At 25.8% G+C, this 26,953-nt stretch carries 31 protein-coding genes; 16 read left to right on the top strand and 15 right to left on the bottom strand.

Annotated elements, in window-relative coordinates; translation table 11 throughout:
* The first annotated feature begins 4 nt into the window (after window positions 1–4).
* The 3 genes from D9T19_RS03050 (at window position 5) to D9T19_RS03040 (ending at window position 3,874) form a co-directional block, all read left to right on the top strand.
* The gene (locus tag D9T19_RS03050; RefSeq protein ID WP_121626745.1) at window positions 5–2,509 is read left to right on the top strand and encodes an OLD family protein; all 2,505 of its coding nucleotides are present in this window, start codon (window positions 5–7) and stop codon (window positions 2,507–2,509) included.
* Window positions 2,496–3,554 carry a hypothetical protein gene (locus D9T19_RS03045; RefSeq protein ID WP_162984530.1) on the top strand — a complete coding sequence of 353 codons (1,059 nt, stop codon included), beginning with the start codon at window positions 2,496–2,498 and terminating at the stop codon, window positions 3,552–3,554. Before D9T19_RS03050 ends, D9T19_RS03045 begins: the two co-directional genes overlap by 14 nt.
* A gap of 83 nt (window positions 3,555–3,637) precedes the next feature.
* A complete protein-coding gene (locus tag D9T19_RS03040) occupies window positions 3,638–3,874 on the top strand; it encodes a helix-turn-helix domain-containing protein (protein WP_121626743.1) in 237 nt (78 codons plus the stop codon).
* 14 nt (window positions 3,875–3,888) lie between these two features.
* Here D9T19_RS03040 and D9T19_RS03035 read toward each other — a convergent pair whose 3' ends face one another.
* A complete protein-coding gene (locus D9T19_RS03035; RefSeq protein ID WP_121626742.1) occupies window positions 3,889–4,239 on the bottom strand; it encodes a YnfA family protein in 351 nt (116 codons plus the stop codon).
* A gap of 320 nt (window positions 4,240–4,559) precedes the next feature.
* Between D9T19_RS03035 and D9T19_RS03030 the strand changes: the two genes are divergently transcribed.
* From D9T19_RS03030 to D9T19_RS03015, 4 genes are all read left to right on the top strand, one after another.
* Window positions 4,560–5,366, top strand: a complete 807-nt coding sequence (locus D9T19_RS03030) for an aldo/keto reductase family protein (protein WP_121626741.1) — start codon at window positions 4,560–4,562, stop codon at window positions 5,364–5,366.
* The gene (locus tag D9T19_RS03025; RefSeq protein ID WP_121626740.1) at window positions 5,367–6,248 is read left to right on the top strand and encodes a DMT family transporter; all 882 of its coding nucleotides are present in this window, start codon (window positions 5,367–5,369) and stop codon (window positions 6,246–6,248) included.
* A 65-nt stretch (window positions 6,249–6,313) separates the two neighbouring features.
* Window positions 6,314–6,661: a zinc ribbon domain-containing protein YjdM gene (locus D9T19_RS03020; protein ID WP_121626739.1), complete on the top strand. Its 348-nt coding sequence runs from the start codon at window positions 6,314–6,316 to the stop codon at window positions 6,659–6,661.
* Window positions 6,661–7,110, top strand: a complete 450-nt coding sequence (locus D9T19_RS03015; protein ID WP_121626738.1) for a GyrI-like domain-containing protein — start codon at window positions 6,661–6,663, stop codon at window positions 7,108–7,110. The genes D9T19_RS03020 and D9T19_RS03015 overlap by 1 nt, the downstream gene beginning before the upstream one ends.
* A gap of 29 nt (window positions 7,111–7,139) precedes the next feature.
* Here D9T19_RS03015 and D9T19_RS03010 read toward each other — a convergent pair whose 3' ends face one another.
* Complete coding sequence (locus D9T19_RS03010) at window positions 7,140–7,868, bottom strand: thioredoxin fold domain-containing protein (protein ID WP_121626737.1); 729 nt, start codon at window positions 7,866–7,868, stop codon at window positions 7,140–7,142.
* Between the two features lie 72 nt (window positions 7,869–7,940).
* A complete protein-coding gene (locus D9T19_RS03005; protein ID WP_121626736.1) occupies window positions 7,941–8,840 on the bottom strand; it encodes an AEC family transporter in 900 nt (299 codons plus the stop codon).
* Window positions 8,841–8,975: 135 nt separating this feature from the next.
* Here D9T19_RS03005 and D9T19_RS03000 point away from each other — a divergent pair, with 135 nt between their 5' ends.
* Genes D9T19_RS03000 through D9T19_RS02985 form a run of 4 tightly spaced genes read left to right on the top strand, consistent with a single transcriptional unit; the run spans window position 8,976 to window position 11,293 of the window.
* A complete protein-coding gene (locus tag D9T19_RS03000; RefSeq protein ID WP_121626735.1) occupies window positions 8,976–9,563 on the top strand; it encodes an NAD(P)H-dependent oxidoreductase in 588 nt (195 codons plus the stop codon).
* An 8-nt stretch (window positions 9,564–9,571) separates the two neighbouring features.
* Window positions 9,572–10,321: a nitroreductase family protein gene (locus tag D9T19_RS02995; RefSeq protein ID WP_121626734.1), complete on the top strand. Its 750-nt coding sequence runs from the start codon at window positions 9,572–9,574 to the stop codon at window positions 10,319–10,321.
* A gap of 33 nt (window positions 10,322–10,354) precedes the next feature.
* Complete coding sequence (locus D9T19_RS02990) at window positions 10,355–10,651, top strand: putative quinol monooxygenase (protein ID WP_121626733.1); 297 nt, start codon at window positions 10,355–10,357, stop codon at window positions 10,649–10,651.
* Between the two features lie 12 nt (window positions 10,652–10,663).
* The gene (locus tag D9T19_RS02985; RefSeq protein WP_121626732.1) at window positions 10,664–11,293 is read left to right on the top strand and encodes an NAD(P)H-dependent oxidoreductase; all 630 of its coding nucleotides are present in this window, start codon (window positions 10,664–10,666) and stop codon (window positions 11,291–11,293) included.
* A gap of 4 nt (window positions 11,294–11,297) precedes the next feature.
* On the opposite strand, the gene D9T19_RS02980 is transcribed toward D9T19_RS02985, so the two are convergent.
* From D9T19_RS02980 to D9T19_RS02955, 6 genes are read right to left on the bottom strand one after another with little or no spacing between them, the layout of a single operon-like run.
* Window positions 11,298–12,152: an ABC transporter ATP-binding protein gene (locus D9T19_RS02980; protein ID WP_121626731.1), complete on the bottom strand. Its 855-nt coding sequence runs from the start codon at window positions 12,150–12,152 to the stop codon at window positions 11,298–11,300.
* A 1-nt stretch (window position 12,153) separates the two neighbouring features.
* Entirely contained in the window at window positions 12,154–12,501 is a 348-nt protein-coding gene (locus D9T19_RS02975; RefSeq protein WP_121626730.1) for a DsrE family protein, read from the bottom strand.
* 9 nt (window positions 12,502–12,510) lie between these two features.
* A complete protein-coding gene (gene modB, locus D9T19_RS02970) occupies window positions 12,511–13,197 on the bottom strand; it encodes a molybdate ABC transporter permease subunit (protein ID WP_205588671.1) in 687 nt (228 codons plus the stop codon).
* The gene (locus tag D9T19_RS02965; protein ID WP_121626728.1) at window positions 13,197–13,592 is read right to left on the bottom strand and encodes a TOBE domain-containing protein; all 396 of its coding nucleotides are present in this window, start codon (window positions 13,590–13,592) and stop codon (window positions 13,197–13,199) included. The genes modB and D9T19_RS02965 overlap by 1 nt, the downstream gene beginning before the upstream one ends.
* Window positions 13,589–14,338 carry a molybdate ABC transporter substrate-binding protein gene (modA, locus tag D9T19_RS02960; protein WP_205588684.1) on the bottom strand — a complete coding sequence of 250 codons (750 nt, stop codon included), beginning with the start codon at window positions 14,336–14,338 and terminating at the stop codon, window positions 13,589–13,591. The genes D9T19_RS02965 and modA overlap by 4 nt, the downstream gene beginning before the upstream one ends.
* A gap of 17 nt (window positions 14,339–14,355) precedes the next feature.
* Window positions 14,356–15,138 carry a TOBE domain-containing protein gene (locus D9T19_RS02955; RefSeq protein ID WP_121626726.1) on the bottom strand — a complete coding sequence of 261 codons (783 nt, stop codon included), beginning with the start codon at window positions 15,136–15,138 and terminating at the stop codon, window positions 14,356–14,358.
* Between the two features lie 142 nt (window positions 15,139–15,280).
* Here D9T19_RS02955 and D9T19_RS02950 point away from each other — a divergent pair, with 142 nt between their 5' ends.
* The gene (locus tag D9T19_RS02950) at window positions 15,281–16,777 is read left to right on the top strand and encodes a hypothetical protein (protein ID WP_121626725.1); all 1,497 of its coding nucleotides are present in this window, start codon (window positions 15,281–15,283) and stop codon (window positions 16,775–16,777) included.
* Between the two features lie 73 nt (window positions 16,778–16,850).
* Window positions 16,851–18,440, top strand: a complete 1,590-nt coding sequence (locus D9T19_RS02945) for an ABC-F family ATP-binding cassette domain-containing protein (protein WP_121626724.1) — start codon at window positions 16,851–16,853, stop codon at window positions 18,438–18,440.
* A gap of 80 nt (window positions 18,441–18,520) precedes the next feature.
* Here the strand turns inward: D9T19_RS02945 and D9T19_RS02940 are convergent, their stop codons facing one another.
* The 4 genes from D9T19_RS02940 to D9T19_RS02925 all read right to left on the bottom strand — a co-directional run bounded on the left by D9T19_RS02940 (window position 18,521) and on the right by D9T19_RS02925 (window position 22,533).
* The gene (locus tag D9T19_RS02940) at window positions 18,521–19,000 is read right to left on the bottom strand and encodes an acyl-CoA thioesterase (protein WP_121626723.1); all 480 of its coding nucleotides are present in this window, start codon (window positions 18,998–19,000) and stop codon (window positions 18,521–18,523) included.
* A 127-nt stretch (window positions 19,001–19,127) separates the two neighbouring features.
* Window positions 19,128–21,077: an NAD-dependent DNA ligase LigA gene (gene ligA, locus D9T19_RS02935; RefSeq protein WP_121626722.1), complete on the bottom strand. Its 1,950-nt coding sequence runs from the start codon at window positions 21,075–21,077 to the stop codon at window positions 19,128–19,130.
* Between the two features lie 25 nt (window positions 21,078–21,102).
* Complete coding sequence (locus D9T19_RS02930) at window positions 21,103–21,804, bottom strand: class I SAM-dependent methyltransferase (RefSeq protein ID WP_121626721.1); 702 nt, start codon at window positions 21,802–21,804, stop codon at window positions 21,103–21,105.
* Between the two features lie 36 nt (window positions 21,805–21,840).
* Window positions 21,841–22,533, bottom strand: coding sequence for a TIGR02453 family protein (locus D9T19_RS02925; RefSeq protein ID WP_121626720.1), 693 nt, complete (start codon window positions 22,531–22,533; stop codon window positions 21,841–21,843).
* 80 nt (window positions 22,534–22,613) lie between these two features.
* On the opposite strand from D9T19_RS02925, the gene D9T19_RS02920 reads away from it, so the two are divergent.
* Window positions 22,614–22,961 (top strand): hypothetical protein, encoded by a 348-nt coding sequence (locus tag D9T19_RS02920; protein ID WP_121626719.1) that lies wholly within the window; start codon window positions 22,614–22,616, stop codon window positions 22,959–22,961.
* A gap of 192 nt (window positions 22,962–23,153) precedes the next feature.
* The gene (locus D9T19_RS02915; RefSeq protein WP_121626718.1) at window positions 23,154–23,795 is read left to right on the top strand and encodes a restriction endonuclease; all 642 of its coding nucleotides are present in this window, start codon (window positions 23,154–23,156) and stop codon (window positions 23,793–23,795) included.
* 39 nt (window positions 23,796–23,834) lie between these two features.
* On the opposite strand, the gene D9T19_RS02910 is transcribed toward D9T19_RS02915, so the two are convergent.
* Window positions 23,835–24,692: a prephenate dehydratase gene (locus D9T19_RS02910; RefSeq protein WP_121626717.1), complete on the bottom strand. Its 858-nt coding sequence runs from the start codon at window positions 24,690–24,692 to the stop codon at window positions 23,835–23,837.
* A 117-nt stretch (window positions 24,693–24,809) separates the two neighbouring features.
* Between D9T19_RS02910 and D9T19_RS02905 the strand changes: the two genes are divergently transcribed.
* Window positions 24,810–25,646, top strand: a complete 837-nt coding sequence (locus tag D9T19_RS02905) for a DUF1853 family protein (protein WP_162984529.1) — start codon at window positions 24,810–24,812, stop codon at window positions 25,644–25,646.
* 16 nt (window positions 25,647–25,662) lie between these two features.
* Here the strand turns inward: D9T19_RS02905 and D9T19_RS02900 are convergent, their stop codons facing one another.
* Window positions 25,663–26,952 (bottom strand): zinc-binding metallopeptidase family protein, encoded by a 1,290-nt coding sequence (locus tag D9T19_RS02900; RefSeq protein ID WP_121626715.1) that lies wholly within the window; start codon window positions 26,950–26,952, stop codon window positions 25,663–25,665.
* Window position 26,953 lies beyond the last annotated feature (1 nt).

Here is a 26,953-nt window from a genome sequence, read left to right as displayed (position 1 = left end):
ATAAATGAGATTACTTTTTATCTATTTTTATAAAGATTTTGGAACTTTTGAAAAGGGTTCAATAATTCATTTATCAAAAAAATATAAATTTTCTTTTGATGAACAGAAATCTAAAGAAAATGAATTTTATTTTAAAAAAATAAAGAATGATGAATTTTTAGAAGATTTTTATTCTAGTACAATTGATATTGGTTTATTAATTGGTGAAAATGGAACAGGTAAAAGTGTACTTTTAAATTCAATTCGCGATAAAGAAAATGATTATTCTATTTGTGTATATGAAGTTAATAATACTTTTTATATGATAGAAAGTAATTTGTTTGAAATAAAAAATAATATTCCATTTAAAAAAGATGATAGTTTAATAGTCAAAATAGATGATAAAAAGATTGATAAGAAAAGAGAGTTCAAATCAATATATTATAGTTCTTTATTAGAAAAGACTAATACTAATTTGAATGACGATTATGACATATCTGAAATCAAATTGCTTAATGAAATAAATGATAATAATTTAGATGATAAAATCAATCAATTAGAAATATATGATTTATACAAGATGAAAGAGTTTGGCTACTCAATTAAAACTGATTTATCTGAAACATTTTTTGAAGATGCAAAAGAAATGCTAAAAAACTCTTATATTAATTTATTTGAAAAAGTAATTGAAATATGTAAAAGAGATAAAAAGTATGATGATTTTGAAATTTTTTTTAATGAAATTCCTGAATTTATCATTGAAGATATAAGAAAATACTTTTTTAAAGAAAATGATGTTTTTATAAATGATATTAAAAATGATTCTTCTTTAGTTAATACATATTTAAATGAATATGAAAATGATATTGATATATTTTTTAAGAAAAATAAGATAAATAAAGATGAAGCATTAAAGTCTTTAGATAAATTAATAGATGATAAAAAAGAAAGTATATTTAATAGTACTTTCTTTAAAAACTTAAATGAGATAAATTTTGATATTAAAACTCCAGATTTAGAAAATATTTTGAAAAAATTAAGGAGTCTTTTTCCTAATGATTTATATCAAGAAACTATTAATGTAAGAGAATTAGAAAATCTTAGAATAAGTGAATATTTTTATGTAAAAAAATTATTTAATAAATGTATAGAAATATTAAAATCAATGAATGAGTCTGTAGATGATAAAAGAATGTTTTTTGATTTATATCAACTTATTTATTTAAAAAATGAAATGAAGGTAAGTGATTTTATTATTAAAGATTTTATCAAAAAGAATAAGATTAAAGATTTATTACTTTTAGATAAAAAAGTGACTCATCTTAGTTTATCTTCTGAAGGGAAAAAACATACAGATTATAAAGAAAAAACAATAAGAGAAATTAAAAATATTATTGAAACTAATTATTCATTATTTTATAATCTTCTAGCTAATGATTTAGAAAATTTAGATGATAAGATATTTAAACTTTTAGTGATAAAAAGAATGGAAAAATTTAAGAAAAATGATAATCTAAAAGATAGAGATAAAATACTTACTCGTTATAGAACAATATATTGTTATTTAACAAAGTTTTTAAAGTTAAAGAATATTGATAGTAAAGAAAAAAAAGAATTATATAAGACACTTTTTATTAAGAATAATAGACCTAAAGGTATAGATTTAGAGTTTAGTTTGAAAGTAATTTATAATAGATATATAAGTGAAAATGAATCACCATTAGAAAACAAAGAAAATCCAAATATGGATAAATATTATAAATTTATAGAAAATTCTGTAAATCCATTTGCTTTTACTTATGACCCTCCAATTTCTTCAGGACAAAAAGCAAAAGATATAATAAATGCAAGAATAAACAATGCAATTGGAAAGATTAAGGAAAAGAATTCAAATGAAAATATTTTAATTCTTTTAGATGAAGCAGATTTAAAACTCCATCTTGAATGGCAAAGAAAGTTTGTTTTTGAATTAATACAATTCCTAAATAAATATACAAATAATAAGTTTTATATTCTATATGCGACACATTCACCTATGATTTTATCAGATATAACTAGCGATAGAGTTGTTTTTCTAGAAAAAGAAGAAAATGATAAATTTTCAAAAGATAAACAAGAATTTGATGATAAAAATAAACTAAAAATCAAAAGTACTTTTGGTGCAAATATCTATGATATTTATAATGATAGTTTCTTTGTAGATGATTTTATGGGTGAATTTGCACAAACAAAAATAAAAGAAGTTATAGGATTAATAAAACAGTACAAAATCGAAAAGAAAAATATCTCATCAGAAGAAATACTTAAAGCCAAAAAAATCATATCAAATATAGGTGAACCACTCTTAAAAAATAAATTAGAAGATGAAATCAAATCATTATTTGAAGATGATATTGATATATCAATTATTGTAAAAACTTTAAAAAATAAAAGCTTTGAAGAGATAAAAGAAGAATTAAATAAGTATAGTAAGGATAAACAAAATAAGATTTTAGAACAATTATTTGGAAATCAAAATGATAAAAGTTGATAATAGTGCTGAAAAAAGAGTTTTTTCAAACTCTGATAAAAAAGATGTTTTAATTTTAAAGCAAAAAATAATTAAAAAAATTGAAGAAATCGAAAAAACAACTAAGAATTATGATGATTTATCATTTTATGAAAATGAAAATTTTAGTGATAACATTTCTGTATTAAAATTTAAAAAACTGATAGATAAAGAAATCAATAATTTATTAAGAAGTAAATTAACAAGTAGTTTTAAAAATGAGTTAAGAGTTCTGAAAAAGGACTTATATCTTTTATTAATTGCTGATATAAATACAATAAAAAATTATTTAAAAGTTAAAATTGATTCAAACTCTTTATTAATTTGGAAAGAAGATAAAAAGTTAAAATCATCTGATTTTAAGAAATATCAAAAAAAATTCGAAAATTTATATCAAAAAAATTTAAGTCAAGTAAGTTCATCTTTTAAAAAACCATTTTTCACCTTATTTGAAAATATGAATGTTTGTCCATATTGCAATAGAAATTTTATAAATCCAATTTATAAAGAAAATAGTGTAGGTGGAGATAATAAAAATCAATCACCTGATATAGAACATTTTTTTCCAAAATCTATATATCCTTTTTTATCTCTTAGTATTTCAAATCTTTTGCCATCTTGTGCATTCTGTAATAAAATAAAAAGCGATGTAGATACTTTTAAAGAAAATTGTTTAAGTCCTTATGAAATTAAAGAGGATGATTTTAAATTTGATTTTATATTAACAGCTGAAAAATCAAAAAAATTAAAAATAATATCAAAAGATAAAACTTGTAAAAATTCAGATATTTTACATTTGGAATCTTTATACAATGAAGTTCATAAAGAATATATAAATGATATTTTTGATGATGTATTAAAATATCCTAAAAGCAATAGGACTTTTCTAGATACATTTGATATTTTAACAGAAAATGATTATAAAAAGATATTTAGAAATTATCCCAATGAAAAAGATTTTAATAAACATCCCTTATCAAAAATGACAAAAGACCTATATACTCAAATAAAAAGTTTAACAAAATGATAAAGTTACTTTACATTTGCCATAATATACCTACAAATGATAAGTACTTTTATCATTAAATAAAAAAATCTAGGAGTTAGCTCTTGCAACTATACGAAATTGGAAAACAAATCAAAACATTAAGGGAAGCTAAAAAACTAACACAAGAAGAACTAGCTTCAAACTGTGGTATTAGTAGAGTAACTTTAGGAAAAATCGAACAAGGAAAACTTGGTAATACTTCTGTTAAAACTTTAGATTTAGTATTAGCTATGTTAGGACTTGAAATTGAGTTTAAAACTATTAATAATTTTGGTTTACCAAGTTTAGATGAACTGTAAAAAAGTGAAGTAAATCAACTACTTAATCCTCTTTGATTACCAAATAGTATTACACAAATACCTGTAAAGATAATAAAAGAGCCTATAATATCCCATTTATTAAACATTTGTTTTTCTATAAAAAATAGCCATGCAAGAGATGAAACTATATAAACTCCTCCATAAATTGCATAAGCTCTTCCTGCAAACTCTAGGTTTACTTTAGTAAGAGTATATGCGAAAATGATAAGTGAAACAAAACCTATAACTAACCAAAAAGAAGGTTTTTGTAGTTTGAAATAAAGCCAGAAACTGTAACATCCTAATATTTCAAAAAAAGCTGCGAAAAAAAAATTCCAAATTCTTTTATCATTTAAATTCTCCATGTAATTAAGGATTTGACTTTATAGAAAATATTATTAAATAAACCTTTATTATCATAATTTTTAATAATGATAAAACTACTTTATACTTATTATCTATAAAAGATACATAAAAAATAAGTGGAGACTCCTTTTGTAGAATAAGTCGAGTTACTTTAGGAAAAATTGAGCAAGGAAAACTTGGCAATACCTCTGTTAAAACTTTGGATTTAGTTCTAGTAAATCTATGGCTTGAAATCGAATTTAAAACTATTAATAATTTTAGATTACCAAATTTAGATGAATTATAAAATAATTCGCTAATATTTAAAAAAGGAAAAACAATGCCAAATATGATATATGGAACAGCATGGAAAAAAGAAAATACTACAAAACTTGTAGAAGATGCTCTTTTATCAGGGTTTAAAGCTATTGATACCGCTTGTCAACCAAGACATTATCATGAGGATTTAGTAGGGCTTGGATTAGAAAATGCTTTTAAAAAAGGTATTAAAAGAGAGGATATTTCTGTACAAACAAAATTTACACCAATATCGGGACAAGATGTAAATAATATGCCTTATTTTACACATGATGATATTATTATCCAACTTGAGAAATCTTTTTTAAAATCAAAAGAAAACCTAAAACTTGATTTTATAGATTCATATTTGATTCACTCACCTTTTAATCCAATTGAAGATATGGTAAAGGTTTATAGAACTATGGAAGAGTTTGTACAAAATGGTGAAGTAGGGCAGTTAGGTATTTCTAATTGTTATGATTTAAAGCTTTTTATATATTTATACGATATTGCAAAAATTAAACCAAAAGTTTTACAAAATAGATTTTATGCTGATTCAAAGTATGACAAAGAGTTAAGAGAATTTTGTAAACAAAAAGATATTACATATCAAAGTTTTTGGTCATTAACTGCAAATCCACATATTTTAGCATCAAAAGAAATTAGTGATTTAGTTAAAAAATATGAAAAAACAAAAGAGCAAATCTTTTATAAATTTTTAAATCAGATTGGTATAACACCACTTAATGGCACAAGATCAAAAGAACATATGAAAGAAGATTTACAAATTGATGAGTTTGTATTAGAAGAAAATGAAGTTGATTGTATTAAAAGTTTATTAAACTAAATGACAAAAGAATTTAAAGCACATTTATATGTATTACTTGCAACTTTTTTAGTTGGAGGTTCGTTTATCATATCTGAAAAGTTATCTGGAATTATCGATCCAATTTCAATTACTCTTTATAGATTTGTTATTGCATCTGTTTGTCTAGCTCCTTTGATATTTTTAAAACAAAAGTATAGAGTTAAACTAAAAAATACATTTAAAAGAGCAATGATAATTAGCTTTTTTTATTCAGTATTTTTTATTGGAATGTTTAATGCTCTTGAATACACAAGTGCAATTAATATAGGAACTATATTTACTTTAACACCGTTATTAACAGGAATACTTTCAATATTTATTTTTAAGCAATATATCTCAAAGAAACAATATTTAATATATTTGATTGGAATAGTTGGGACTTGTATTGTTGTTTTCAAAGGTGATTTGAGCTTATTTTTAAGTATGAGTTTAAACAAAGGTGATATTATCTTTTTATTCTCAATAATATCAATGGCTTTATATTTAATTAGTACCAAACTTTTCTATAAAGAAGATGATGAACTTCTTGTTGTAGTTTTTCTTACTTTAGTAGGTGGAATTATTTGGATGGGTCTTGTTTTATTGTTTTTAGATATTCCTTTGGAATGGGAAAAGATACAAGGTGAATTGTTTATTTATATGTTATATCTAAGTATTCCTGCTACGCTTATTACTGTATATTTATTTCAAAGAACAACTATAGTTTTAGGACCGAGCAAAGTAATGGCTTATTCATATTTAAATCCTGCAACAGTTGCTATATTGCTCTTTATATTTGAAGCAAAGATAATTAGTTTTGAAATTATTATTGGTATTTTAATCTCATCAATAGCGACATTTATACTTTTAAAAAAGAGATAAATAAATATTATCAAACAATAACAAGATTTTAGATATAATCACGGACATTAAAAAAAAGGATAAAAATGGAACAATTACCAAATTGCCCAAAATGTAACAGCGAATATACTTATGAAGATGGTTCATTATTAGTTTGCCCTGAATGTGCTTACGAATGGACTGTTGATGCAAATGCACAAGAAGAAGATGCAGAATTTACAGTAAAAGATGCAAATGGTGCAACATTAAGAAGTGGAGATGATGTTACTATAGTAAAAGATTTAAAAATCAAAGGTAGTTCTTCTGTTATTAAAGTTGGTACAAAAATCAAGAATATTAAATTAGTTGAAAGTGCAGATGATCACAATATTGACTGTAGAATTACAGGTGTTGGTGCTATTAAAATCATTCCTAAATTTGTAAAAAAATCATAATGGTGAAAACAACAAGAGTTAAAAATCTTATGATTAGTGGTAAAACTATTACTACAAATAATAAAAATGAAATGAATGAGCAAACAGCAAAAATACAAACTCTTTGGGATGATTATTCAGAAGAAAATGTATATAGTGCAACTCATGATAAAGCAAATAATAGCTCAATGTATGGTGTTTATTCAAATTATATATCAGATTTAAATGGTGATTATGATGTTACTGTTGGTGTTGAAGTTACAAAAGCAAAAAATGCAATTGTAATAAAAGATGAAAAATATTTAGTTTTCAAAAAAGAGGGTGAATTACCACAAGTTGTAATTGATACGTGGACTGAAATTTGGGAATATTTTGAAAATAATACTGAATATAAAAGAGCTTATACAATTGATTTTGAACATTACACAAAAGAAGATGAAATAGAAATATATATTTCTATAGAAAAATAAGTATATTTATATATACTTATTTTTTGTTATTATTTTAAGTCTACACCATATTTTTTAAGCATATTAGGCCAAGCTACACTTTTCCCATCTTTATCAAATACAGCAGGCGTTCCCTGAACACTTAATTTTGTAGCAATTTCCATTTGCTCAGCTAGTTGTGCTTCTAGTTTTGCTAATTCATCTTTAGAATATTTTCTATTTTTATATCCCTCATCACTTAATTCAAGATTTAACATTGCATCAATTTTTTCTTTTTGAGTTTTTTTACTCATAATATAGATTGACATATCTTTTGCATTTTTATGCATTTCTAATGGATAATAGAAAACTCTAATTTTTACATTTTTTTCAATTTGAGAAAAATATTCTTCAAATTTCTTACAATATGGACATTCAGGATCTGTAAATAAGAAATACTCATCTGTTCCACTTCCATAAACAAATGATTCTTTACCTCTAACACCTGTTAAATCAGCAGGTATACTAACACTTGCGCCAGATTCTGTATCAATTACTTCACCTGTAATTAAACTTTTTTTATCTTTTGTTAAGAAAACTTGATCATTATTACCTTGAACATTGATTTTTAAAGCATATAAATTTCCTATATCATAAGCTTTTGTAATACTAATTTGAGCTCGTTTAAATAATTCAAGGTTTTCTATTTGTTTTACTTCATTTTTTGATAATTCTGTTGCTGCATTTAGACTTGTTGTTACAACTGCAGCTAAGAATAACTTTTTTGTCATTTGGATCATTAAATTTTCCTATATTAAATTTGTGGCTAATATTACTGTTTTTGTGTTAACAAATAGTTAAGAGAAATTCTCTTATATAATTAGTTTGAAGATAATACCTGTTGATAAAAATGAAATTAAAATCCCATAACCTACAATTGCTACACTCAATCTTGGTGCTAATCCAGCCATTGAAGCCATTGCCCCAGCTGTAATCATTGGTGCCATTCCTGCTTCAAATATTGATACTTGTCCTGCTAAATTATTCCATCCAAATAAGCTAATTGCAATATATGCAATTAAAGGTGCTATTGCTAGTTTTATTATAAGAGCAATACTTAAAGGTGTAATATCATGTTTAGGTAATTTAAATTGTAGTTGTAAACCAACCGCAACTAAGGCTATAGGTACTAAAGTATTAGCAAATGTTGAAAGTATATTTATAATAACTGGTGGAAATGTTTGACCTATGAAAAGTAAAGCAATCAGAAGTGCTAAAAATGATGGAAAGGTAACTATTTTTTGGACAATAAGCTTAAAACTTAAATTAGAATTTGATGAATAAAAAGCAGTGATAAAAGCTCCATATATAGCAAGTGCTAGAAAACTACCTAGTTGATCATAAATAAGAACAAAAGGAAGAGCTTCTTCTCCAATATATGCATTTATTATTGGAATACCCATTATTGAACTATTTGTTAAAATAGCGACTAAAAGCAAGCTTCCTGTTATTTCTTTATTCCAATTTAAAAATTTTGAAATACCAAGCACAAGTAGAGCAGATAAAAGCATAACTATCCATGCAATTACAGCTGGAATCAAAATATCTAAAGAAAAGTTTAGCTTAGGGACTTGCAAGAATATTATTGCAGGTAAAGAAATATAAATAATAAATTTATTTAGTATATTTGGGGTTTCTTTAGGAAATATATCCAGTTTTTGTAAAACATATCCAATAATAATTGCAAGCGCAATTAAAGCAAAATTCTCCATATATATTTCTCCTTAATTATTTTCCAATTATAACAGAATATTATTAATATTCATTTACTTACCTAAAGTAAAGTAAGAGATATTTAAGTTGATTATATATATAATTTTCGAAACAATATAAGAAAGTAATATCAGATGAAAAAAATTTTAATTATAAATGGACATCAATACTATGATGAAGTTGCGAAAGGTGAATTAACTCAAACTTATATAGATAAGGCAAGTGAATTTTTTAAAAATAATGGTTTTGAAATTAAATATACTCATATTGAAAAAGGTTACAATATTGAAGAAGAGTGTGAAAAGTTTGAATGGGCTGATTATATACTTTTACAATTTCCAGTTTTTTGGATGAGTGTTCCGTGGATTGTAAAAAAATACTTCGATGAATCACTTATTCAAGGAAGACAATATTCTAGTGATGGAAGAAGTAGAAGTGATGCTTCTAAAGCTTATGGAAGTGGTGGTTTATTACAAGGTTCAAAATATATGTTATCTTTAACTTACAATTGTCCAAGTTCAGAGTTTAATAATAAAGATGGTTTTTTTGATGGTTTAACAATTGATGAAGCACATATTGCAACTCATAAAACTTTTCAATTTTGTGGATTAGAAGCTCTTGAAACTTATTCGGTTCACGATATTTTTAAAGGTGATTTAGATTTAGAACTTGAGTTAAATAGATTTGAAAAAGTATTAAGTAAAAACTTTTTACAAAAATAGGAAAAATTATGAATGAAGTTATTAGACAATTAGCAAATAGAAAATCTATTAGACAATTTACAGGACAAAGTGTTAGTGTAGAAGATTTAGAGCTTATTATAAAAACAGCACAAAGATGTCCTACTTCTATAAATGGTCAACAAATATCACTTGTGTATACAAGAGATAAAGAAAAAATAAAAGAAATAGCAAAATTATGTGGCGGACAAGAGCAAGTTGCCTCAGCAGATGTTTTTATAACTATTGTAGTAGATTTTAATAGAACAATTTTTGCAGTTGAACAAGTAGGAGAAAAACATTTAATTGACCAATCAGCAGAAGGTGTTTTAGTTGGAGCTGTTGATGCTGGGATTATGTTAAATGCAATTCAAGTATCAGCTGAAAGTTTAGGTTATGGAACAACTGCAATTGGTGCTGTTAGAAATGAACCTGATGCTATGATTAAACTATTAAATCTTCCAGCAAAAACATTTCCAATAGTTGGTACAACAATTGGTGTTAGTACAAAAGAAGCGAAGGAAGCACCACTTAAACCTAGAATTCCAATAGAAGGATTTGCTTTTGAAGATACATATAATGATAAAGCAGTAAAAGATGGTGTATTAAAGTATGAAAAACAAATGAAACAATATAGAGAAGATAATAATATGAATTATCTTCAATCATATTGCGAACAAACTGCAAATTATTATAAAAATATTTATTTTAGAAAAATTGCTGCAAATTATAAAAATCAAGGTTTTGAATTTAAAGATTAGATTTAAATAATAAAATTAATATAAAGGATAAAAATGAGTCAAATTATAGTTGTTGCAAATGCTAAAGTAAAAAAAGAGTTTATAAATGAAGTATATTTAGAAATTCAGAAATTACATAAAGCTACACATGCAAATGATAAAGGTTGTATCCAATATGATGCACATAAAAATATTGAAGATGAAAATGTTTTCACTTTTATTGAAACATGGGCAAGTATTGAAGATTTAGAAGAACACTCTAAAAAAGAGCATTTTTTAGATTTTGTTAAGAATATTGAAGGCAAAATTGAAAGTCTAGAAGTAAATAAATTAATAAAACAAAATATATAAAAGGATGAGAATATGAACAAGACATTTATGGAAGCAATGGATTTCAGACATGCGTGTAAGGCATTTGATGATACAAAAAAAATATCTGATGAGGATATGAATTTTATTTTAGAAGCAGGAATTAAATCACCTTCATCTTTTGGTATGGAACCTTGGAAATTTTTAGTTATAACAAATGAAGAGTTAAAAGCAAAAATAAGACCATTTTGTTGGGATCAAGTTCAAATTACTTCTTGTTCACATTTAGTAATCGTTTTAGCAGCAATTGATAGTGTTAAAGTTGAATCAGGTTTAGTTAGAACTAAATTAGGAAGAAAAGGTTTCCCTGATGATAAATTAGAATTTTATGTTGGAATTTATGGTTCACATTTAAAAGATGTTTTAAATAGTGATGAAAATATTTATTCTTGGACTGCAAGACAAACTTATATTGCTATTGGAAATATGATGACAGGTGCTGCTTCAAAAGGTATTGATTCTTGTCCTATTGAAGGTTTTGAAAAAGAAAATGTAGAAAAAGTTTTAGGACTTGATACATCTAAATTCCAAGTTTCTTGTGTACTTCCTTTTGGATATAGATTAAACGAACAATCACCACAAGTTCGTGAACCTTTTGAAAATATAGTTGAGTTTATAAAATAATCAACTATATTTTACAAAGAGTTGGGGCAAAGGCTTTTGTTCCAACTCTTACTTTATCTCCTACCTTATAATCACTAGCTTCATCTTCGCATAATACAACTTCAACTAATTGCTGACCAATTGCAATAATAGCAATATAAATTACATCAGTTTTAATAATATCTAAAATTTCACCTTCAAAAGAAAACTTTTGAGAACCAGATGTTTTTAATAATACTTGCGTTGCACTACCATCATTTATAACTTTCCCTTGATTTAAAACTATAACACGATTAGCTAAATGATAAATTTCACTAGGGTCATGGCTTACCATTATTGTAGTTGTTTCAAACTCTTTATGTAAAGTTAGTATTTCATTTTGGAGTTTTATTCTCATATTTGGGTCTAAGGCTGAAAGTGGTTCATCCATTAGTAAAACTTTGGGATTATTCATCATAGCTCGACAAAGAGAAACTCTTTGCTTTTGTCCACCACTTAGTGTATTTGTAAACCTTTTTGATAATTGTGTTAATTCTGTAATATCCAAAAGCTTCTTTGCAAGAGCCTTATCTTTATTTACATATAAAAGATTTTGTTCAACACTCATATTGTCAAATAAAGCATAATCTTGAAAAACAAAACCGATTTTTCGCATTTGAACAGGTAAAAAAGTTTTTTCATCAAGCCAAATTTTATCCTCAACACTAATTGTTCCCTTAGCCTCTTCTAATCCAGCAAGAATACGAAGAAGTGTAGTTTTTCCACTTCCACTTAGCCCTGAAAGAGCAATAAAATCACCTTTTTTTATCTTTAAATTTACATCCAAAGGCATTGAACCATTTGAACCGTGTAGTTGTTTGTTTATTTTTATTTTAATCATACTAAACCGTAAGTGTTGACCATTTTTTATCATTTTGTAGGGCTTGGTTTAGTAAATCACCTGTATGATTACAAATAATTCCTCTTTTTTCTAGCTTTTTAACTACTCCATATTCTTGCGCACAAACGATGCATGCACTAAATTCAACGCCATCTTTTTGGATTTCTTTTACTTTTTTTCTGATTTTTTTACTTTTTATAACTGATTTTATTGAAGCACCCCAAAACATAATATGTACTCTTTTCCAATATCCTCTTGGTATTGAAACTCCGCCATAAAGTAGGGGGAACTTTAAAATACTGTCAATATTTCCTGTTGATATAACTATTAATAAATTTTCTTTTTTCATCTTTTTCTCCTAAATAAATGTTTTCTTTTGTTTTGCATTAAAAATATATACTGCAAATAAAACCATAAAACTCATAACTAACATAATAGCACTGTAAATATGAGCATTAGCATAATCTAAAACTTCAACATATTCATATATGGCTACTGATGCAACTTTTGTTTCTTCTGGAATACTTCCTCCAACCATTAAAACAACTCCAAATTCTCCAACTGTATGTGCAAATGTTATGATAATTGCAGTTAGAAGGGCAGGTTTGATATTTGGTAGGGCAACATTAAATAGTGTTGTAAATTGGCTTTTACCACTAATATAACTAGCTTCAATCATATTTTTATTTAGAGCTTCAAAGCCACTTTGCATTGGTTGAACCATAAAAGGTAAGCTATAAAAACAAGAAGCAACGACCAAACCTGTAAAATTAAAAACTAATTTTATTCCAAAGTATTCATTAAAAAAACTTCCAATTGGTGAATTTAAAGATAATACATAAAGTATATAAAACCCTAAAACAGAAGGTGGCAATACAATAGGAAGTGCTGTTAGAGCTTCAATAAATGGTTTTGACTTTGATTTTGTTTGAGATAAATACCAAGCTAGGGGAAGTGCAATTATAAATAATATGATTGTTGTAGAAAGTGCTAATTTAAGAGATAATATAAAAGGTTCTAGATTTAGGTTTGTTAAATAGTTCATTATGTTATAACCTTTTGTATTGATAAATCACTTGCTTTTACAAAAGCAGTTACTTTGTCTTTTTCTTCTAGGTTCATTCTGTTTACAGAGTTTGTTGTAATAATACTTGTGATTATAGTACCTTTTACATCTAATTTAAGAGAAGATAACAGTACACCTTTATCTAGTTTATCTATTATACAATCTAGTTTGTTCGATAAGCTAATATCTCCTATAAAATTCTTTGCTATTGAAATATGAGATGCATTTACTTTTAATATTACACTTTTCCCAACATATATATCTGAAAGTTCTAAACTCATCATTGATAAGTTTATTCCTTTGAAATCAAATTGAGCAATAGTAAGATTATCTAAACTATCTATTTTGCTTACTATTGCTTCTAATTTATTCATTTTACTAAATATCCATACTTTTCAAAAATTGCTTTTGCTTTTTTACCTAAAATAAAATCATAAAAAGCTAAGGCTTCTTTATCATTCTTTGCTTTTTTCAATATTACTATACCTTGATTTATTGGAGTATATAGTTTTGCATCTACTTCTTTCCAATTTATATTTTCTTTGTATTGTGTCATTTTACTTGAATACAAAGATGATTTTGCAACCATTCCAATATCAGTTGCTGTAACTGCATAAGAAATTGTTTGAGATATTGATTCTGCAAATACAAACTTAGATTTAATATTATTAAAAACTTTTGCATTTTTTAATGCTTCAAAACTTGCTTTTCCATAAGGAGCTGTTTTAGGATTTGCAATTGCAATTTGTTTTATACCTTCATCTTCTAAGAGTGTTTTTATATCTTTTGAATAATCTAAATTTTTACTACTAAAAAATGCTAATGAACCTTTTGCATAAATTACTGGTTTATTTATTGCATAAGCATTATCATATAAACTTTGTGGATATTTCATATTTGCAGCCATAAATAAATCATATGGTGCACCATGTGTTATTTGTGCAGTTAGTTTTCCGCTACTTCCTAAAGTTACATTTACTTTTGTATCAGGATTTTTTACATTAAACTCTTTTATTAGTTCTTCTATTGCGTAAGATACATTAGCTGCAACTGCAACAGTAATAGTTTTTGCGTTAAGGTTTAATCCTAGTAAAACCATAACAATTATTAGTTTGTTAATCATTTAAATACCTTTAATTAGTTACCAATCATAATATCAGAAGATTTTATAATTGCATATATTTCTTGATCTATTTTAAGATCCAACTGTTTTGCTGATTCACTTGTGATTACAGAAGTTATTACATCTGCATCATTTACTAAGACATTAACTTCACAATTAACTTCACTAAAAGTTAGTTTAGTGATATGTCCTTTTATTTTATTTCTTGCACTAAAACCTTTTAATTCATTTGTTGCAATCATTACATTATTTGATTTGAAAACTGCGATAACTTCTTTTCCTACTTCGAGTAATAAGTTATCAACAGAATTTCTTGAAATTGAAGAAACTAATCTTTTATTACTTTTTGTTCTTAAAATAATATTTGCATTTACCTTATCAATATTAATCTCTTCAATTCTTGCTAATAATTGATTTCTTGCACTTATTTGCATGCTAAACCTTTGTAATGATTTTAAATTACCTGAATTAAAATCAGTGATTTTTGTAAGTTTTTCTAAAAACTTTTCATGTTCTTTTTGTAAAATAGAATAACTTTTAATCAAGTTTTTTCCATATTCTGTAACACTTGCCCCACCACCACCAATTCCACCTGTTTCTTTTGTAACAACAACTTGTGAGCAAAGATTATTAATACTATTAATAGCATCCCATGCACTTTTATAACTCATTGGTACACTTTTTGCTGCCTTACTTATTGATCCATATTCTAAAATTGCTTTTAATAATAAAATTCTTTTTTCTAATAAAAAAGGTGTTTTAGCATTTAACAGTGTTAATGATGATACAAATTCCATATTTACTCCTTATATACTTAAGTATATAACGGTCAAATTCTATCTTCTGCTTACTTAAATTTAAATGAATCGACTTTTTGTAAAAAGCTATAAGAAATAAGATGATAGAATGCTAAAAATAATAGTTCATTAAAGGTAAAATATGAAGAGTGTTCCCGAAATTGAGGAATGGTTAAATAAGTTTTCAATAAATAATTACATAATAACAGATGATTTGTATGTTACTGTTTTTGGTAGTGTAAATTTAAATGGAAAATTAAAGAGTAAGAAATTACCTATAAAATTTAAAAAAGTAGATGGATATTTTGATATAAGTAATAATTCTTTAGAATCCTTAGAAGGCTCTCCTGAAAGTGTATTAAAAGATTTTAATTGTTCTTTTAATGATTTAGAATCTCTTATAGGAGGACCTTATAAAGTAGGTGATTTTGATTGTTCAAATAATAGATTAAATTCTCTATCTTATTGTCCAAAAGAAGTTTATGGATCTTTTGATTGTAATGGAAATCAACTTACATCAATAAAAGGAAGTCCTCGTACAGTAAAGGGATATTTTAATTGTTCGAATAATAAAATTAGTACATTAAAAGGTGGGTCAAAATATGTTGAAACTTCTTTTGACTGTTCTACTAACCTTTTAGAAGAATTAGCAGGAGGACCTATTACTGTAGGACATGATTATATTTGTAATGGTAATAAATTAAGAGACTTAGAAAATATTGCAGATGAAATTGGTTGGGATTTAATTACTGATATAAGATTAAATCATGTAACATGTTCACGAGATGAAGCACAGAATGTATGGAGATATAAAGGTAATGAAGTAGTCAATCATATTTATAAACCTCTTGTTGAATTATCAAATATTGATGATATTAATAGATGGTTAAGAAAACATGGAATAACTAACTTTTCTATTCTAAAAGACCATTCAGTTGATGTAAATGAAGATGTTAGATTATCCAATAAATTAGATAATTTATTGAAACTTCCTCTTAAATTTAATAATGTAGATGGAAATTTTGATATTAGTAATAATGAACTTATATCATTAGAAGGTTCACCTTCAAAAGTTAGTGGTAATTTTCATTGTTTTAATAATGAAATATCTTCTCTAAAAGGATCTCCTAAAGAAGTTGGAGGTAGTTTTATTGTTTTAAAAAACAATATATCTTCTTTAAAATATTCGCCTTCAATTGTAAAAGAAGACTATATATGTTCACATAATCCTCTTGACGATTTGGAAGGTTTAAAAACAGTATTTGGAGCTGTTTTTACAGGTATAGAATTAAAAACTATAAAATCTCAAAAATATATTTATAAATCTGTAGTTACGTATAAATATCCAGGAAGTGCTGTAATGGCCTATTTAGATAAGGCATTTATATCTTTGACTGATGAAGAACAAAAATTTGAGAATACTAAAATTAATTTAAGTAGAGCTATTACTAAAATGATTAGAAATGGTACATTAAAAAAAGAAAAAATCAATGATACATTAATCCTAAATCTAACTAAATATCATTTAAATGATTTAAAAGAAAAAGTGTTAAGAATTAAGAATCCACCTAAGAAAAAAGTGAAAAAAGAGTTAACAGAAGAAGATTTAATAACATTAGCATTTGAAAGTGAGCTTTAACTTTATAATAATTCTTTTTGGATATAATCGCGACATAATTAGAAAAGAATACAAATAGGGAGAATAATATAATATGGTTCAAACTGTAAACCTTAAAAAAGCTTTTGGTTCAAGAGTTTTATTTCAAGATATAAATATAAAATTAGATTCAGGGAAAAGATATGGTCTTATTGGTGCAAATGGTGCTGGTAAAACAACTTTTTTAAAAATCTTGTCAGGTGTTGAAGATGCAACAGAAGGTGAAGTTCAAGTTCAAAATGGTAAAAAAGTTGGGACTTTAGGACAAAATCAATTTGCATATGAAGAGTATTCAATTTTCGATACTGTACTTTTAGGAAATAAAAGATTATATGATGCTATTAAAGAAAAAGAAAAACTTTATTTAGAAGAGTATACAGATGCTATTGGTGATAGACTAGGTGAACTAGAAATGGTATGTTGTGAAGAAGATCCAACTTACGAATATGATGTGAAAATTACTAAAATCCTTGAAGATTTAGGTTTCCCTGCTTCTCAACAAAGTGATTTAATGTCTACTCTTACAGGTGGAGATAAATTTAAAGTTTTACTTGCTCAAGTTTTATATCCAAGACCAGATGTTTTATTTTTAGATGAGCCTACGAATAATCTTGATATTGCTACTATTGGTTGGTTAGAAAACCAATTACAACATCATGATGGTACTATGGTTGTTATTTCTCATGATAGACACTTTTTAAATGCTGTTTGTACAAATATTTTAGATGTTGATTATAAACAAATTAGAGAGTTCTCAGGAACTTATGATGATTGGTATATCGCTTCTACATTAATTGCAAAACAAAATGAAACAGATGTTAATAAAAAACTTAAAGAAAAAGAAGAACTTGAAAAATTCATTGCTAGATTCTCTGCAAATGCATCAAAAGCTAGACAAGCAACTTCTAGACAAAAACAACTTGATAAATTAGACGTTGGTTCAATTCAAGTTTCTTCAAGACGTGATCCATCAATTATCTTTAAACAAAAAAGAGAAGTTGGTAAAGAGTTATTAAGCCTTAAGAATATTACAAAATCATTTGATGGGAAAGTAGTATTAAATGATATTTCTTTTACTGTTGAAAAAGATGATAAAATTGCATTAATTGGACCAAATGGTATTGGTAAAACTACAATGTGTGAAATAATTGTTGAAAATATTAAACCAGATTCAGGAATTGTACATTGGGGGGCTACTATTCAAAATGGATATTTCCCACAAAATGCAACAGATTTAATTGCTGGTGATATGACTTTATATGATTGGTTAAGAGGTTTTGATAGAGATGCTGATATTTCTGAAATTAGAAATTGTCTTGGAAGAATGCTATTTAATGGAACTGAGCAAGAAAAATCTGTTAAATCTTGTTCAGGTGGTGAAAAACATAGAATGATGCTTTCTAAAATTATGTTAGAACAACCAAATTTTATGGTTTTAGATGAGCCTACGAATCATCTTGATTTAGAAGCTATTATTGCATTAGGAGAAGGTTTACTTTCATATCCTGGTTCTGTTATTTGTGTATCACATGATAGGGAATTATTAGATGTTTATGCAAATAGAATTATTGAAATTCAAAATGATGGAACTATTTTAGATTTCAAAGGAAGTTATGAAGAATATATTGAGCAAAAGAAATCTTAATATATTATTTATCTTAGATATAAAAAAAGGGGGATGATTTAATTCATCCCCCTTTTTTTTAATGAAATAATTAGAAAAAATTAACTATTTTTTTGGTTTCTTGCAATCATTCTAGATTCTCTTCTTCTAATTGCATCTTCATATCTTCTTTTATCATCTTCTGTTACAAGAGCTAATTTAGGAACAGGTGTTGGTTTACCTTCTTCATCAACAGCAATCATTGTAAAATAACATACATTTGTATTTTTGATAGTATGATCTTTAATATCTTCTGAAATTACTTTAATACCAATTTCCATTGAAGTTCTACCTGTATAGTTTACAGATGCATGAAATGTAACTAATGAACCAATTTTAATAGGATTTTCAAATAATACCATATCAACTGATAATGTAACTGCGTATAATCCTGTATATCTTGCTGCACAAGCATATGCAACATGGTCAAGCATTTTTAATATTTCACCACCATGCACATTTTTACCAGAAAAGTTTGCTTTATCAGGTGTCATTAACATTGTCATAGTTAACGATTTTTCTCTTTTTATATCTTCACTCATTTTTTAATTGCCTTATTTCTATATATATTTAAAATTTGACCTATTATAAAACAAAAGCGTATCAAAAACATAGCAATTTTATAAATTTTTGCTATTGTTTATAGAACTATATAAAAAAGTAACATATTTATTTAATCATTGAGTTCATTTCCTCTTCATTTAGAGTTGTAACTTTTAAATCAATAGCTTTCGTATACTTACTTCCTGCATCTTCACCATAGATTAAATAGTCAGTTTTTTTAGAGACAGATGAACCAACTTTTGCACCAAGTGCCTCAAGTTGTTTTTTTATAATTCCACGACTTACACTCATAGTTCCTGTTAAAACTATTGTTTTATCTTTAAAATTATTTTCTTCAATTTCTATTTTTTCTTCAACTTCTGGTTTAATTATATCAAGTAGTTTTAGAACTAACTCATTATTAATTCTCATAAATTCTGTAAAAGATTTTGCCATTTGTTCACCAATACCATCAAGTGCAACTAATGAATCTAAATCAATATTTATAACATTAAGTCCAAACTCTAAGCATATTTGTTTTGAAGCAACTTCTCCAATATGTTCAATTCCTAAAGCGTTTATCACTCTATGAAGTGTTGTTCCTTTTGTATTTTCAATTGAATTTAAAAGATTATTGATTTTTTTCTCTTTAAATCCTTCGAGGTCTTGTAGTTTTTCATAGTCTAATGAATATAAATCTAAAATATCATATATCTTTTTTTCACGAACAAGTTGTTCAACAATTTTAATACCCAAACCATCTATATTCATACAATTTTTACTTGCAAAATAGATTATAGAATTTGCTACAATACTTGGACAATCAAGGTTTTGGCATTTTATTAGAGTTCCTTCATCAAGTAGTTGAGATGAACATCTTGGACATTTTGTTGGTCTTTGTATTTCTTTTTGAGTTCCATCACGTCTATCTGTAAAGACTTTTGTAATTTTTGGAATAATATCTCCACTTTTTATGATAATAACCTCATCATTGATTCTTAAATCAAGTCTTGCAATTTCATCATAATTATGTAAACTAGCTCGCTCAACTGTTGATCCATCTATCAAAGTTGGTTCTACAACCGCAACTGGTGTTATAACTCCTGTTCGTCCTACTTGTTGGATAATATTTACTATTTTTGTAGTTTTTTCAACTGCTGGAAATTTATAAGCACAAGAATATCTAGGAAATTTAACTGTATTTCCTAACTCTTCTTGAATTCCTAAATCATCAATTTTTATTACCATTCCATCTAGCATCATTTCTACACTATTTCTAGCTGCAATAATTTCGTGATAAAGTTTTTCAATACCTTCTACTGTTTTTGTTTTTGTTGTCATTGGTGGATTTGCAAAACCTAAAGAATAGATATATTCCATCATTTCGCTATTTTTATCAAATTCTAAACTATTTTCTCCAACACCCCAAACATTAAAAAATAGTTTTCTTTTTGCTGTAATACTAGGATCAAGCTGTCTTAAACTTCCAGCTGCTGCATTTCTAGGGTTCGCGAATAGTTGTTCATTGTTTTTTAGTCTATCTTGATTTATTTTTTCAAAGTCTGCTTTTTTAATAACAATTTCACCTCTAATTTCTAATAGAGATTTTTCTTTTATTTGAAGTGGAATAGAGTGTATTGTTTTTACATTGTTTGTAATATCTTCACCAACACTTCCATCACCTCTTGTAATAGCTTGTTTTAATAAACCATTTTCATAAATAAGATTTAAAGAAGCCCCATCAAATTTAGGTTCACAATAAAACTCTAAATTGGTACTAACTTTTTTTGCTCTATTAATCCAATCTTCTAATTCTTTTGTGTTAAATACATCTTCTTGCGACCACATTCTGCTTAGGTGTTTTGCTTTTTTAAATCCTTCTAATACAAATCCTCCAACTCTTTTATTTGGTGAGTTTGGATGAGAAAGTTTTGGATTAGTTTGTTCGTATGCTAGACATTCTCTACTTAATAAATCATATTCTTCATCACTTGCACTTGGATTATCTTCAACATAATAAGCATGCGCCCATTTTATAAGTTTTTCTATTTTTGTAATGTATTCGTTGTTTGTCATTTTATCTCTTATTTAATATGTATTTTTATATATTTTGTAGAATATCAACTCTAAAAGGTTTCATAAATGAAGTTTTTTTTCCATCATTAAAACTATTGAATTTGTTTTTGATCTCTTCTTCTAATTCTTTTGTAATATTATTGTCATTGTATGATAAATTCATTTGACGAGTTTTAAAATCTTCAAAGTCTTCATATATGAGTTCTGTTTGAAAAAATATTTCTCTAAAAAGTTTAAATTGCTCTTCTTCAACTGCTTCTTTAATATGTTCAAATGCATCAATTCTAACTTGTTGTTCATTATGAAACATTGCAATTAATTCATTTTGTCCACCTTTAAAAAGTGGTTCAGAAATATAAGCTAAACCATTTGGTTTCAAAACTCTTTTTATTTCACTTAATGCTTTTTTCATTAAATCGTATGGAATATGATGAAATGATTTAAACATAAAAATCATATCAACACTCTTATCTTCTAGTTCAATATTTTGAGCACCATTTAATTTAAATTCAATATTTTCAATATCTAGGTTTAAGTTCTTTTTATGTTGTTCTTCATCAACTTCACAAGCGATTATTTTTCTATTTGAACCATTCATAGCTAATTGTTTTGTCATTGATGCACTTCCACATCCTAGTTCTAAAATTGTTTTATTATCTAAGTTTAATGTTTCAATTAAATAAATCTCTTCTAAAGTTTGTGTAATATTTTCTTCAATTAATTTCATAGCTTTCCTTTAAAAATTTATTATACTAATTTGTTCCTAATCTTCAACTGTTAAAGTAAGCTCATATAACCATTCTCTCAAACTATCCATATCTTGAAATACATTAAAAGCTTTATCAATGATTTTTTCACTATAAAAAGTCTCGTCTAACTTATATGTCTGAAAACCAAAAATTGCATTATATTTTGAAAGATAAGCATATTCATTATCTTTATCAAAACCTTGAGGCAATCTTTTGTATTTAGGTTCTGGAAGTTGATAACCTTTTTTCTTTATATCTTCTAGAATATTATGTAAGTTTCTTGCATTTGTTTTATTTTGGATATATTTTCTATAAGCTTTTAATAATGGTGGTTTAAATGTTCTAATTCCTGTTGCAATAAAGTATTGATTTACATCATAAAAAAGATAATAGCTAGAACTTTGCATTCTATGTGCTTGACCTTGCCAAAATAAAATTCCAATTTTATCTTTCATTGGTGTTTTATCTTTTGAAAATCTCGTATCTCTATATATTTTAAATAATGAACCCGATACCTTAGGTTTGGCTTTTATAGTCGGGACTAGCATTTCTAGTGTTTCACCCATTTCTTCTACAAAAGCAACATTTGGTCTTAAAATATGCTCTTCCCAAATATGTCGATTATTTTCAAACCAAACTTTTGTATTGTTCATTTCAAGCTCTTTTAAGAAGTTAATACCTTCTTTTTTAAATCCATTAAAGTTCATAATTTTCCATTTTGTTATATTTTTCAAATTATATCAAAAACAATTTGATATAATTTCATCAATTAAAAAATGGAGAATAAATGACTTACTTAGATATATGTATAATTGGATGGAATTTAAATGCCCTAATGTTTGTAATAAACTTTCTTTTAGCAATAAAAGTTATATCAACACAAGATAGAAGCACACTACAAGAAGAAAGCCTAGTTTTAAAAGAACTAAAAGAAAAGCTAGATAACTATTATCCATATAGAACATATTCTACAATGCTTACATATATGGTACCTTTTACAGGATTTTTTAGAATGTCAGTTAGATTAATAGAAATGTTTTTTTTCTTTCAAAAAAATCAAAATACTAAAATGTTTGATTTTATGGTGTATAAATATACAAATGAGATTAATAAAGTTAAGAACTCTAGAGAGTAGGGTTCTTAACTAAAACTAAGTCTAATTCATCAATAAATATTTCTTCTTAAATATGCTAACATTTTATCTACATATATTGTAATAATAAGCTTATTATTACATAAAACATTTAATTTATTTCTCTGAACTATAGTTCTTGTAAAAGTAAAAATGATATTATAAATTATGTAAAGATATGGGAAAAGGATTAAAATGTTTTCAACAATTAAAAATATATTTAGTAATAAAAATAAAGAGATTGAACTAAAAGAGAAAGAATTAGCTTTAAAAGAGAAAGAACTTGAGTTAAAAGATAGAGAAATAAATCTAAAGAAAGAAAATTTTAATTTTACTGCTGAAATAAAGAAATCTAAAGAAAAAGAAAATGTAAAAAAAAGTGAAGAAATAAAAAAAAAGCCATCAGGTAAAGTAAAAAAAGAATACACTCTTGAACAAAAGAAAGCTTATTCATTGAGAATGAAGGAACAAAAAGAAAAAGGCAAGAAATTTGAAGAATTTGTAGCAAACCACTTTAAATTAGATGGATATAAAACTATTTTAAATGGAATAAAAAGAGGTAAAAAGGATAAGGGAATTGACATTGTATGTACAAAAGATGAAGAGTTAATCTTAATACAATGTAAAAATTGGAAAGAAAATAGTAAGTACAAAATAAAACATACACATTTAAAAGAATTTATAGGTAATTGTACTGTATATGTAAATGATAATAATTTGTTAGATAAACGAATTAAATTAAAATTTATCACTTCAAATTATGTAATAGATGATAGTGCAAAAAAATATTTAGAAGAAAATCAAATTTTACAATATGAAATATTTGATTTTAAATAAAATATAAGAATATTGAATACTTTCAATATTCTTATTAGATTAAGATAAATCTTTCATAACATCACGATAACTATTTCTTTTATAAACACCTAAAACTTTAACTTCATTGGCAAAAAAGTGTAATTCTTCTAGTGCTAGTTGTAGATTTTTTTCTTCTATATGTGCATCTATATCTACATGAAATTGACTTGCTTTCATACTTCCTGCCATTGAATAACTTTCTAATTTAATTAAGTTTATTCCATTTGTAGCAAATCCACCTAAGGCTTTGTATAATGCTGATGGTATATTTCTTACGTTAAAAACTAATGATGTGATATATGAAGTATTTTTATCTTTTTTTGGAATACTTGTTTCTTTTGAGAGAATCAAAAATCTAGTAGTATTACCTTTAAAATCTCCAAAATCATCATCTAATATTTCTAAATCATAAAGTTCTGCAGCTAAAGCAGAGGCTACTGCTGCGTGTGTTTTATCATTTTGTTCTACTAATTCTTGCGCAGCTCCTGCTGTATCAAATTTTGCGATTGTATGAAAATGGTAATTATTTAGTTTTTTACTACATTGAGCAAGTGCTTGAGGATGAGATGATACATTTTTTATATCTTTTATTGTACTTCCTTTTAAAGCAAGAAGACAATGATTTACAGGTTCAAAATGTTCATCTAGAATATGTAACTTCATTTTAGGAATCAATCTATATATCTCTTCAACTCTACCAGCAGATGAGTTTTCAATAGGTATCATTGCAAAATCGGCTTTACCATTTTCAACTAATTCCATTGCATCTTGAAAAGTTTCACAAGCAATTGCAAGAGAGCTTGGAAACACATGTTTATAAGCAAGATGAGAATAAGCACCTTGTATACCTTGATAAGAAATAACTTTGTTTTTCATTTTCGACCTATTTAAATTTTTTCATATTCTACATCATAGTTAATTAATTTAGAGTTTTTTGTATAGTTTTTATATAATATTTTATGTTATACTATTCTTAAAATTGAAATATAAAAGGTGTTTAAAATAGATACTCCAATGCACAACCAATTCAAAGGCTTTTGCCAAACTCCATCTTTATTTGAAGACACATTTTATGATTTAGAAATATTTGAAATAGAAAATATAAATATTGATAGTTTTAATATTAATAATATTCAAATACTTCAACAACTTCCATTAGGGAAGAGGGTAGAGTTCTTTTTTGATGAGATTATTCAACAATCTTCTAGATATGAAAGAATAATAAAAAATAAACAAATTATTCATAATAAACACACATTTGGCGAAATAGATTTTATTCTTTTTGATAAAAAAAAAGAAAAATATATTCATATTGAGATGCAGTATAAGTTTTATGTTTATGATGATAGCTTTGAAAATGAGATTGATAGATATATAGGTCCAAATAGAAGTGATACATTGTTATTAAAGTTACAAAAACTTAAAAATAAACAATTCCCTTTGCTTTTTAAAGAAGAAACAAAACTGTATTTAGATGATATTGATTTAGATAATATTGAGCAAAAGATTCTTTTTAAAGGTAATATCTTTCTTCCTAGGCATTTAAGAGATGAAAAACTTACCCTTGTAAATAACTCTTGTATAAGTGGATATTATTTAAGTTTTAAGCAGTTTATGGAAGATGATTCATTTAAACAAATGTCTTTATTTGTTCCTCATAGATTTGATTGGTTAAGTGACCCTAAATCAAATGAAAACTGGAAAAGTTATGATGAAGCAAAAAAAGAAATAGAATTTTTTGCAAATATAAAAGCTTCACCACTTATTTGGTCAAAAGAAATAATAAATGGCGAAACGGTTATTGAAAGATTTTTTGTAACTTGGTGGTAAAAGAGATGCTAAAATATTAGCAAATCTCTTTAACTATCTTTTGAACAACTTCAAAAACATGCTCAACAGATTTTATTGAAACTTGTTCTTTCTTTGAATGTGGAAAATCAATTGTTGGTCCAATTGAAGCTACTTTTATATGTGGATATTTATCTTTAAAAATTGCACACTCTAATCCTGCATGAATTGCTTCAAGTGATGCTTTTGGATTTACTTCTTTGTATATTTCTAATACTTTATTTGTAAACTCATTTACATCTGGCTTCCATGCTGGATATTTTCCATCTGTTGTAACTGTAAAGTTATGTGCTTCTAGCATTTTTATTGTTTCATCTTTTAAATTTGCTAATTCATCATTCGCCATTGATCTTGCTGATAATTCGATTTTTATATTATCTTGATTTGTTGAGATAATTGCTAGATTTATAGAATTTTGAACAACTCCTAACTCCACATTTAAAGATCTAACGCCATTTTCAAAGTTATATAAAAAGTCAATAATTTTATCATCAAATATATTTAAGTGTTCACTTTTTGTATCTATTTTTTCTATTGTCATATTTTCATGAGATGCAATTGGTGTAGTTTTTGATGCAACTATTGCTTTTACTTTTACTGGAATAGAGTTTATTCTCTCCCCCCCATTTATATCTAATAGTTTTGCATTTGCTTCTTTTATTGTTTTTGCTATTAGTTTTATTGCATTTGGTATATTTTTATCAATATCAACTCCTGAGTGTCCACCTTGGAGTTTTGAAATACTTATTTCATATAAATCAAGATTTTCATCATTTACAATAATTTTTTTATTTGAATTTGTAGCAAAAATATCAACGCCACCTGCACAACCAATACAAATTCCTGCTTCTTCTTCACTATCAAGATTTAACATATAAGGAGCTTTGATTTCTATGTCTAAATTATTTGTACCAATTAGTCCTATTTCTTCATCAGATGTAAAAAGGAATTCTCCATCAACTCCATCTAAGATTAGTTGTATCATATAAGAACAACCAATTCCATTATCACTCCCAAGTGTTGAGTTTTGTGCAGATATAATATCGCCATTTTCTACAATAACTGGAACACAATTATCACTTAAACAAACAATATCATAGTGTGATTGAAAAGCTAGTTTTGCTTTTGAGTTTTGCTTTTTTACTAAAATATTATTATGTGAATCTGTTAGACAGATAAATCCAGCTTTTGAAGATATTTCTTTCATATAGTTTATAAATGGTGTGTGAGTTCCTGAACATCTAGGAATTGAAGTGATTTCTTTAAATATATTTATTATTTGGCTCAAA

The sequence above is a fragment of the Poseidonibacter antarcticus genome (assembly GCF_003667345.1).
GTDB classification, from domain to species: domain Bacteria; phylum Campylobacterota; class Campylobacteria; order Campylobacterales; family Arcobacteraceae; genus Poseidonibacter; species Poseidonibacter antarcticus.
Note: the sequence above shows the minus strand (reverse complement) of the source record. Positions and strands in the feature narration are given on the sequence as shown.

Bases quoted from the DNA above. Each gene is read 5' to 3' on its own strand.
- D9T19_RS03000 (WP_121626735.1), top strand. From the start codon at position 8,976: ATGAAAAAAATTTTAATTATAAATGGACATCAATACTATGATGAAGTT.
- D9T19_RS02925 (WP_121626720.1), bottom strand. From the start codon at position 22,533: ATGAACTTTAATGGATTTAAAAAAGAAGGTATTAACTTCTTAAAAGAG.
- ligA (WP_121626722.1), bottom strand. From the start codon at position 21,077: ATGACAAACAACGAATACATTACAAAAATAGAAAAACTTATAAAATGG.
- D9T19_RS02985 (WP_121626732.1), top strand. From the start codon at position 10,664: ATGAACAAGACATTTATGGAAGCAATGGATTTCAGACATGCGTGTAAG.
- modB (WP_205588671.1), bottom strand. From the start codon at position 13,197: ATGAACTATTTAACAAACCTAAATCTAGAACCTTTTATATTATCTCTT.
- D9T19_RS03010 (WP_121626737.1), bottom strand. From the start codon at position 7,868: ATGATCCAAATGACAAAAAAGTTATTCTTAGCTGCAGTTGTAACAACA.
- D9T19_RS03030 (WP_121626741.1), top strand. From the start codon at position 4,560: ATGCCAAATATGATATATGGAACAGCATGGAAAAAAGAAAATACTACA.
- D9T19_RS02910 (WP_121626717.1), bottom strand. From the start codon at position 24,692: ATGAAAAACAAAGTTATTTCTTATCAAGGTATACAAGGTGCTTATTCT.
- D9T19_RS02955 (WP_121626726.1), bottom strand. From the start codon at position 15,138: ATGGAATTTGTATCATCATTAACACTGTTAAATGCTAAAACACCTTTT.
- D9T19_RS02930 (WP_121626721.1), bottom strand. From the start codon at position 21,804: ATGAAATTAATTGAAGAAAATATTACACAAACTTTAGAAGAGATTTAT.
- D9T19_RS03015 (WP_121626738.1), top strand. From the start codon at position 6,661: ATGGTGAAAACAACAAGAGTTAAAAATCTTATGATTAGTGGTAAAACT.
- D9T19_RS03020 (WP_121626739.1), top strand. From the start codon at position 6,314: ATGGAACAATTACCAAATTGCCCAAAATGTAACAGCGAATATACTTAT.
- D9T19_RS02940 (WP_121626723.1), bottom strand. From the start codon at position 19,000: ATGAGTGAAGATATAAAAAGAGAAAAATCGTTAACTATGACAATGTTA.
- D9T19_RS02975 (WP_121626730.1), bottom strand. From the start codon at position 12,501: ATGAAAAAAGAAAATTTATTAATAGTTATATCAACAGGAAATATTGAC.
- D9T19_RS02980 (WP_121626731.1), bottom strand. From the start codon at position 12,152: ATGATTAAAATAAAAATAAACAAACAACTACACGGTTCAAATGGTTCA.
- D9T19_RS02965 (WP_121626728.1), bottom strand. From the start codon at position 13,592: ATGAATAAATTAGAAGCAATAGTAAGCAAAATAGATAGTTTAGATAAT.
- D9T19_RS02990 (WP_121626733.1), top strand. From the start codon at position 10,355: ATGAGTCAAATTATAGTTGTTGCAAATGCTAAAGTAAAAAAAGAGTTT.
- D9T19_RS02950 (WP_121626725.1), top strand. From the start codon at position 15,281: ATGAAGAGTGTTCCCGAAATTGAGGAATGGTTAAATAAGTTTTCAATA.
- D9T19_RS03050 (WP_121626745.1), top strand. From the start codon at position 5: ATGAGATTACTTTTTATCTATTTTTATAAAGATTTTGGAACTTTTGAA.
- D9T19_RS03045 (WP_162984530.1), top strand. From the start codon at position 2,496: ATGATAAAAGTTGATAATAGTGCTGAAAAAAGAGTTTTTTCAAACTCT.
- D9T19_RS02945 (WP_121626724.1), top strand. From the start codon at position 16,851: ATGGTTCAAACTGTAAACCTTAAAAAAGCTTTTGGTTCAAGAGTTTTA.
- D9T19_RS02920 (WP_121626719.1), top strand. From the start codon at position 22,614: ATGACTTACTTAGATATATGTATAATTGGATGGAATTTAAATGCCCTA.
- D9T19_RS02995 (WP_121626734.1), top strand. From the start codon at position 9,572: ATGAATGAAGTTATTAGACAATTAGCAAATAGAAAATCTATTAGACAA.
- D9T19_RS03035 (WP_121626742.1), bottom strand. From the start codon at position 4,239: ATGGAGAATTTAAATGATAAAAGAATTTGGAATTTTTTTTTCGCAGCT.
- D9T19_RS03005 (WP_121626736.1), bottom strand. From the start codon at position 8,840: ATGGAGAATTTTGCTTTAATTGCGCTTGCAATTATTATTGGATATGTT.
- D9T19_RS03025 (WP_121626740.1), top strand. From the start codon at position 5,367: ATGACAAAAGAATTTAAAGCACATTTATATGTATTACTTGCAACTTTT.
- D9T19_RS02915 (WP_121626718.1), top strand. From the start codon at position 23,154: ATGTTTTCAACAATTAAAAATATATTTAGTAATAAAAATAAAGAGATT.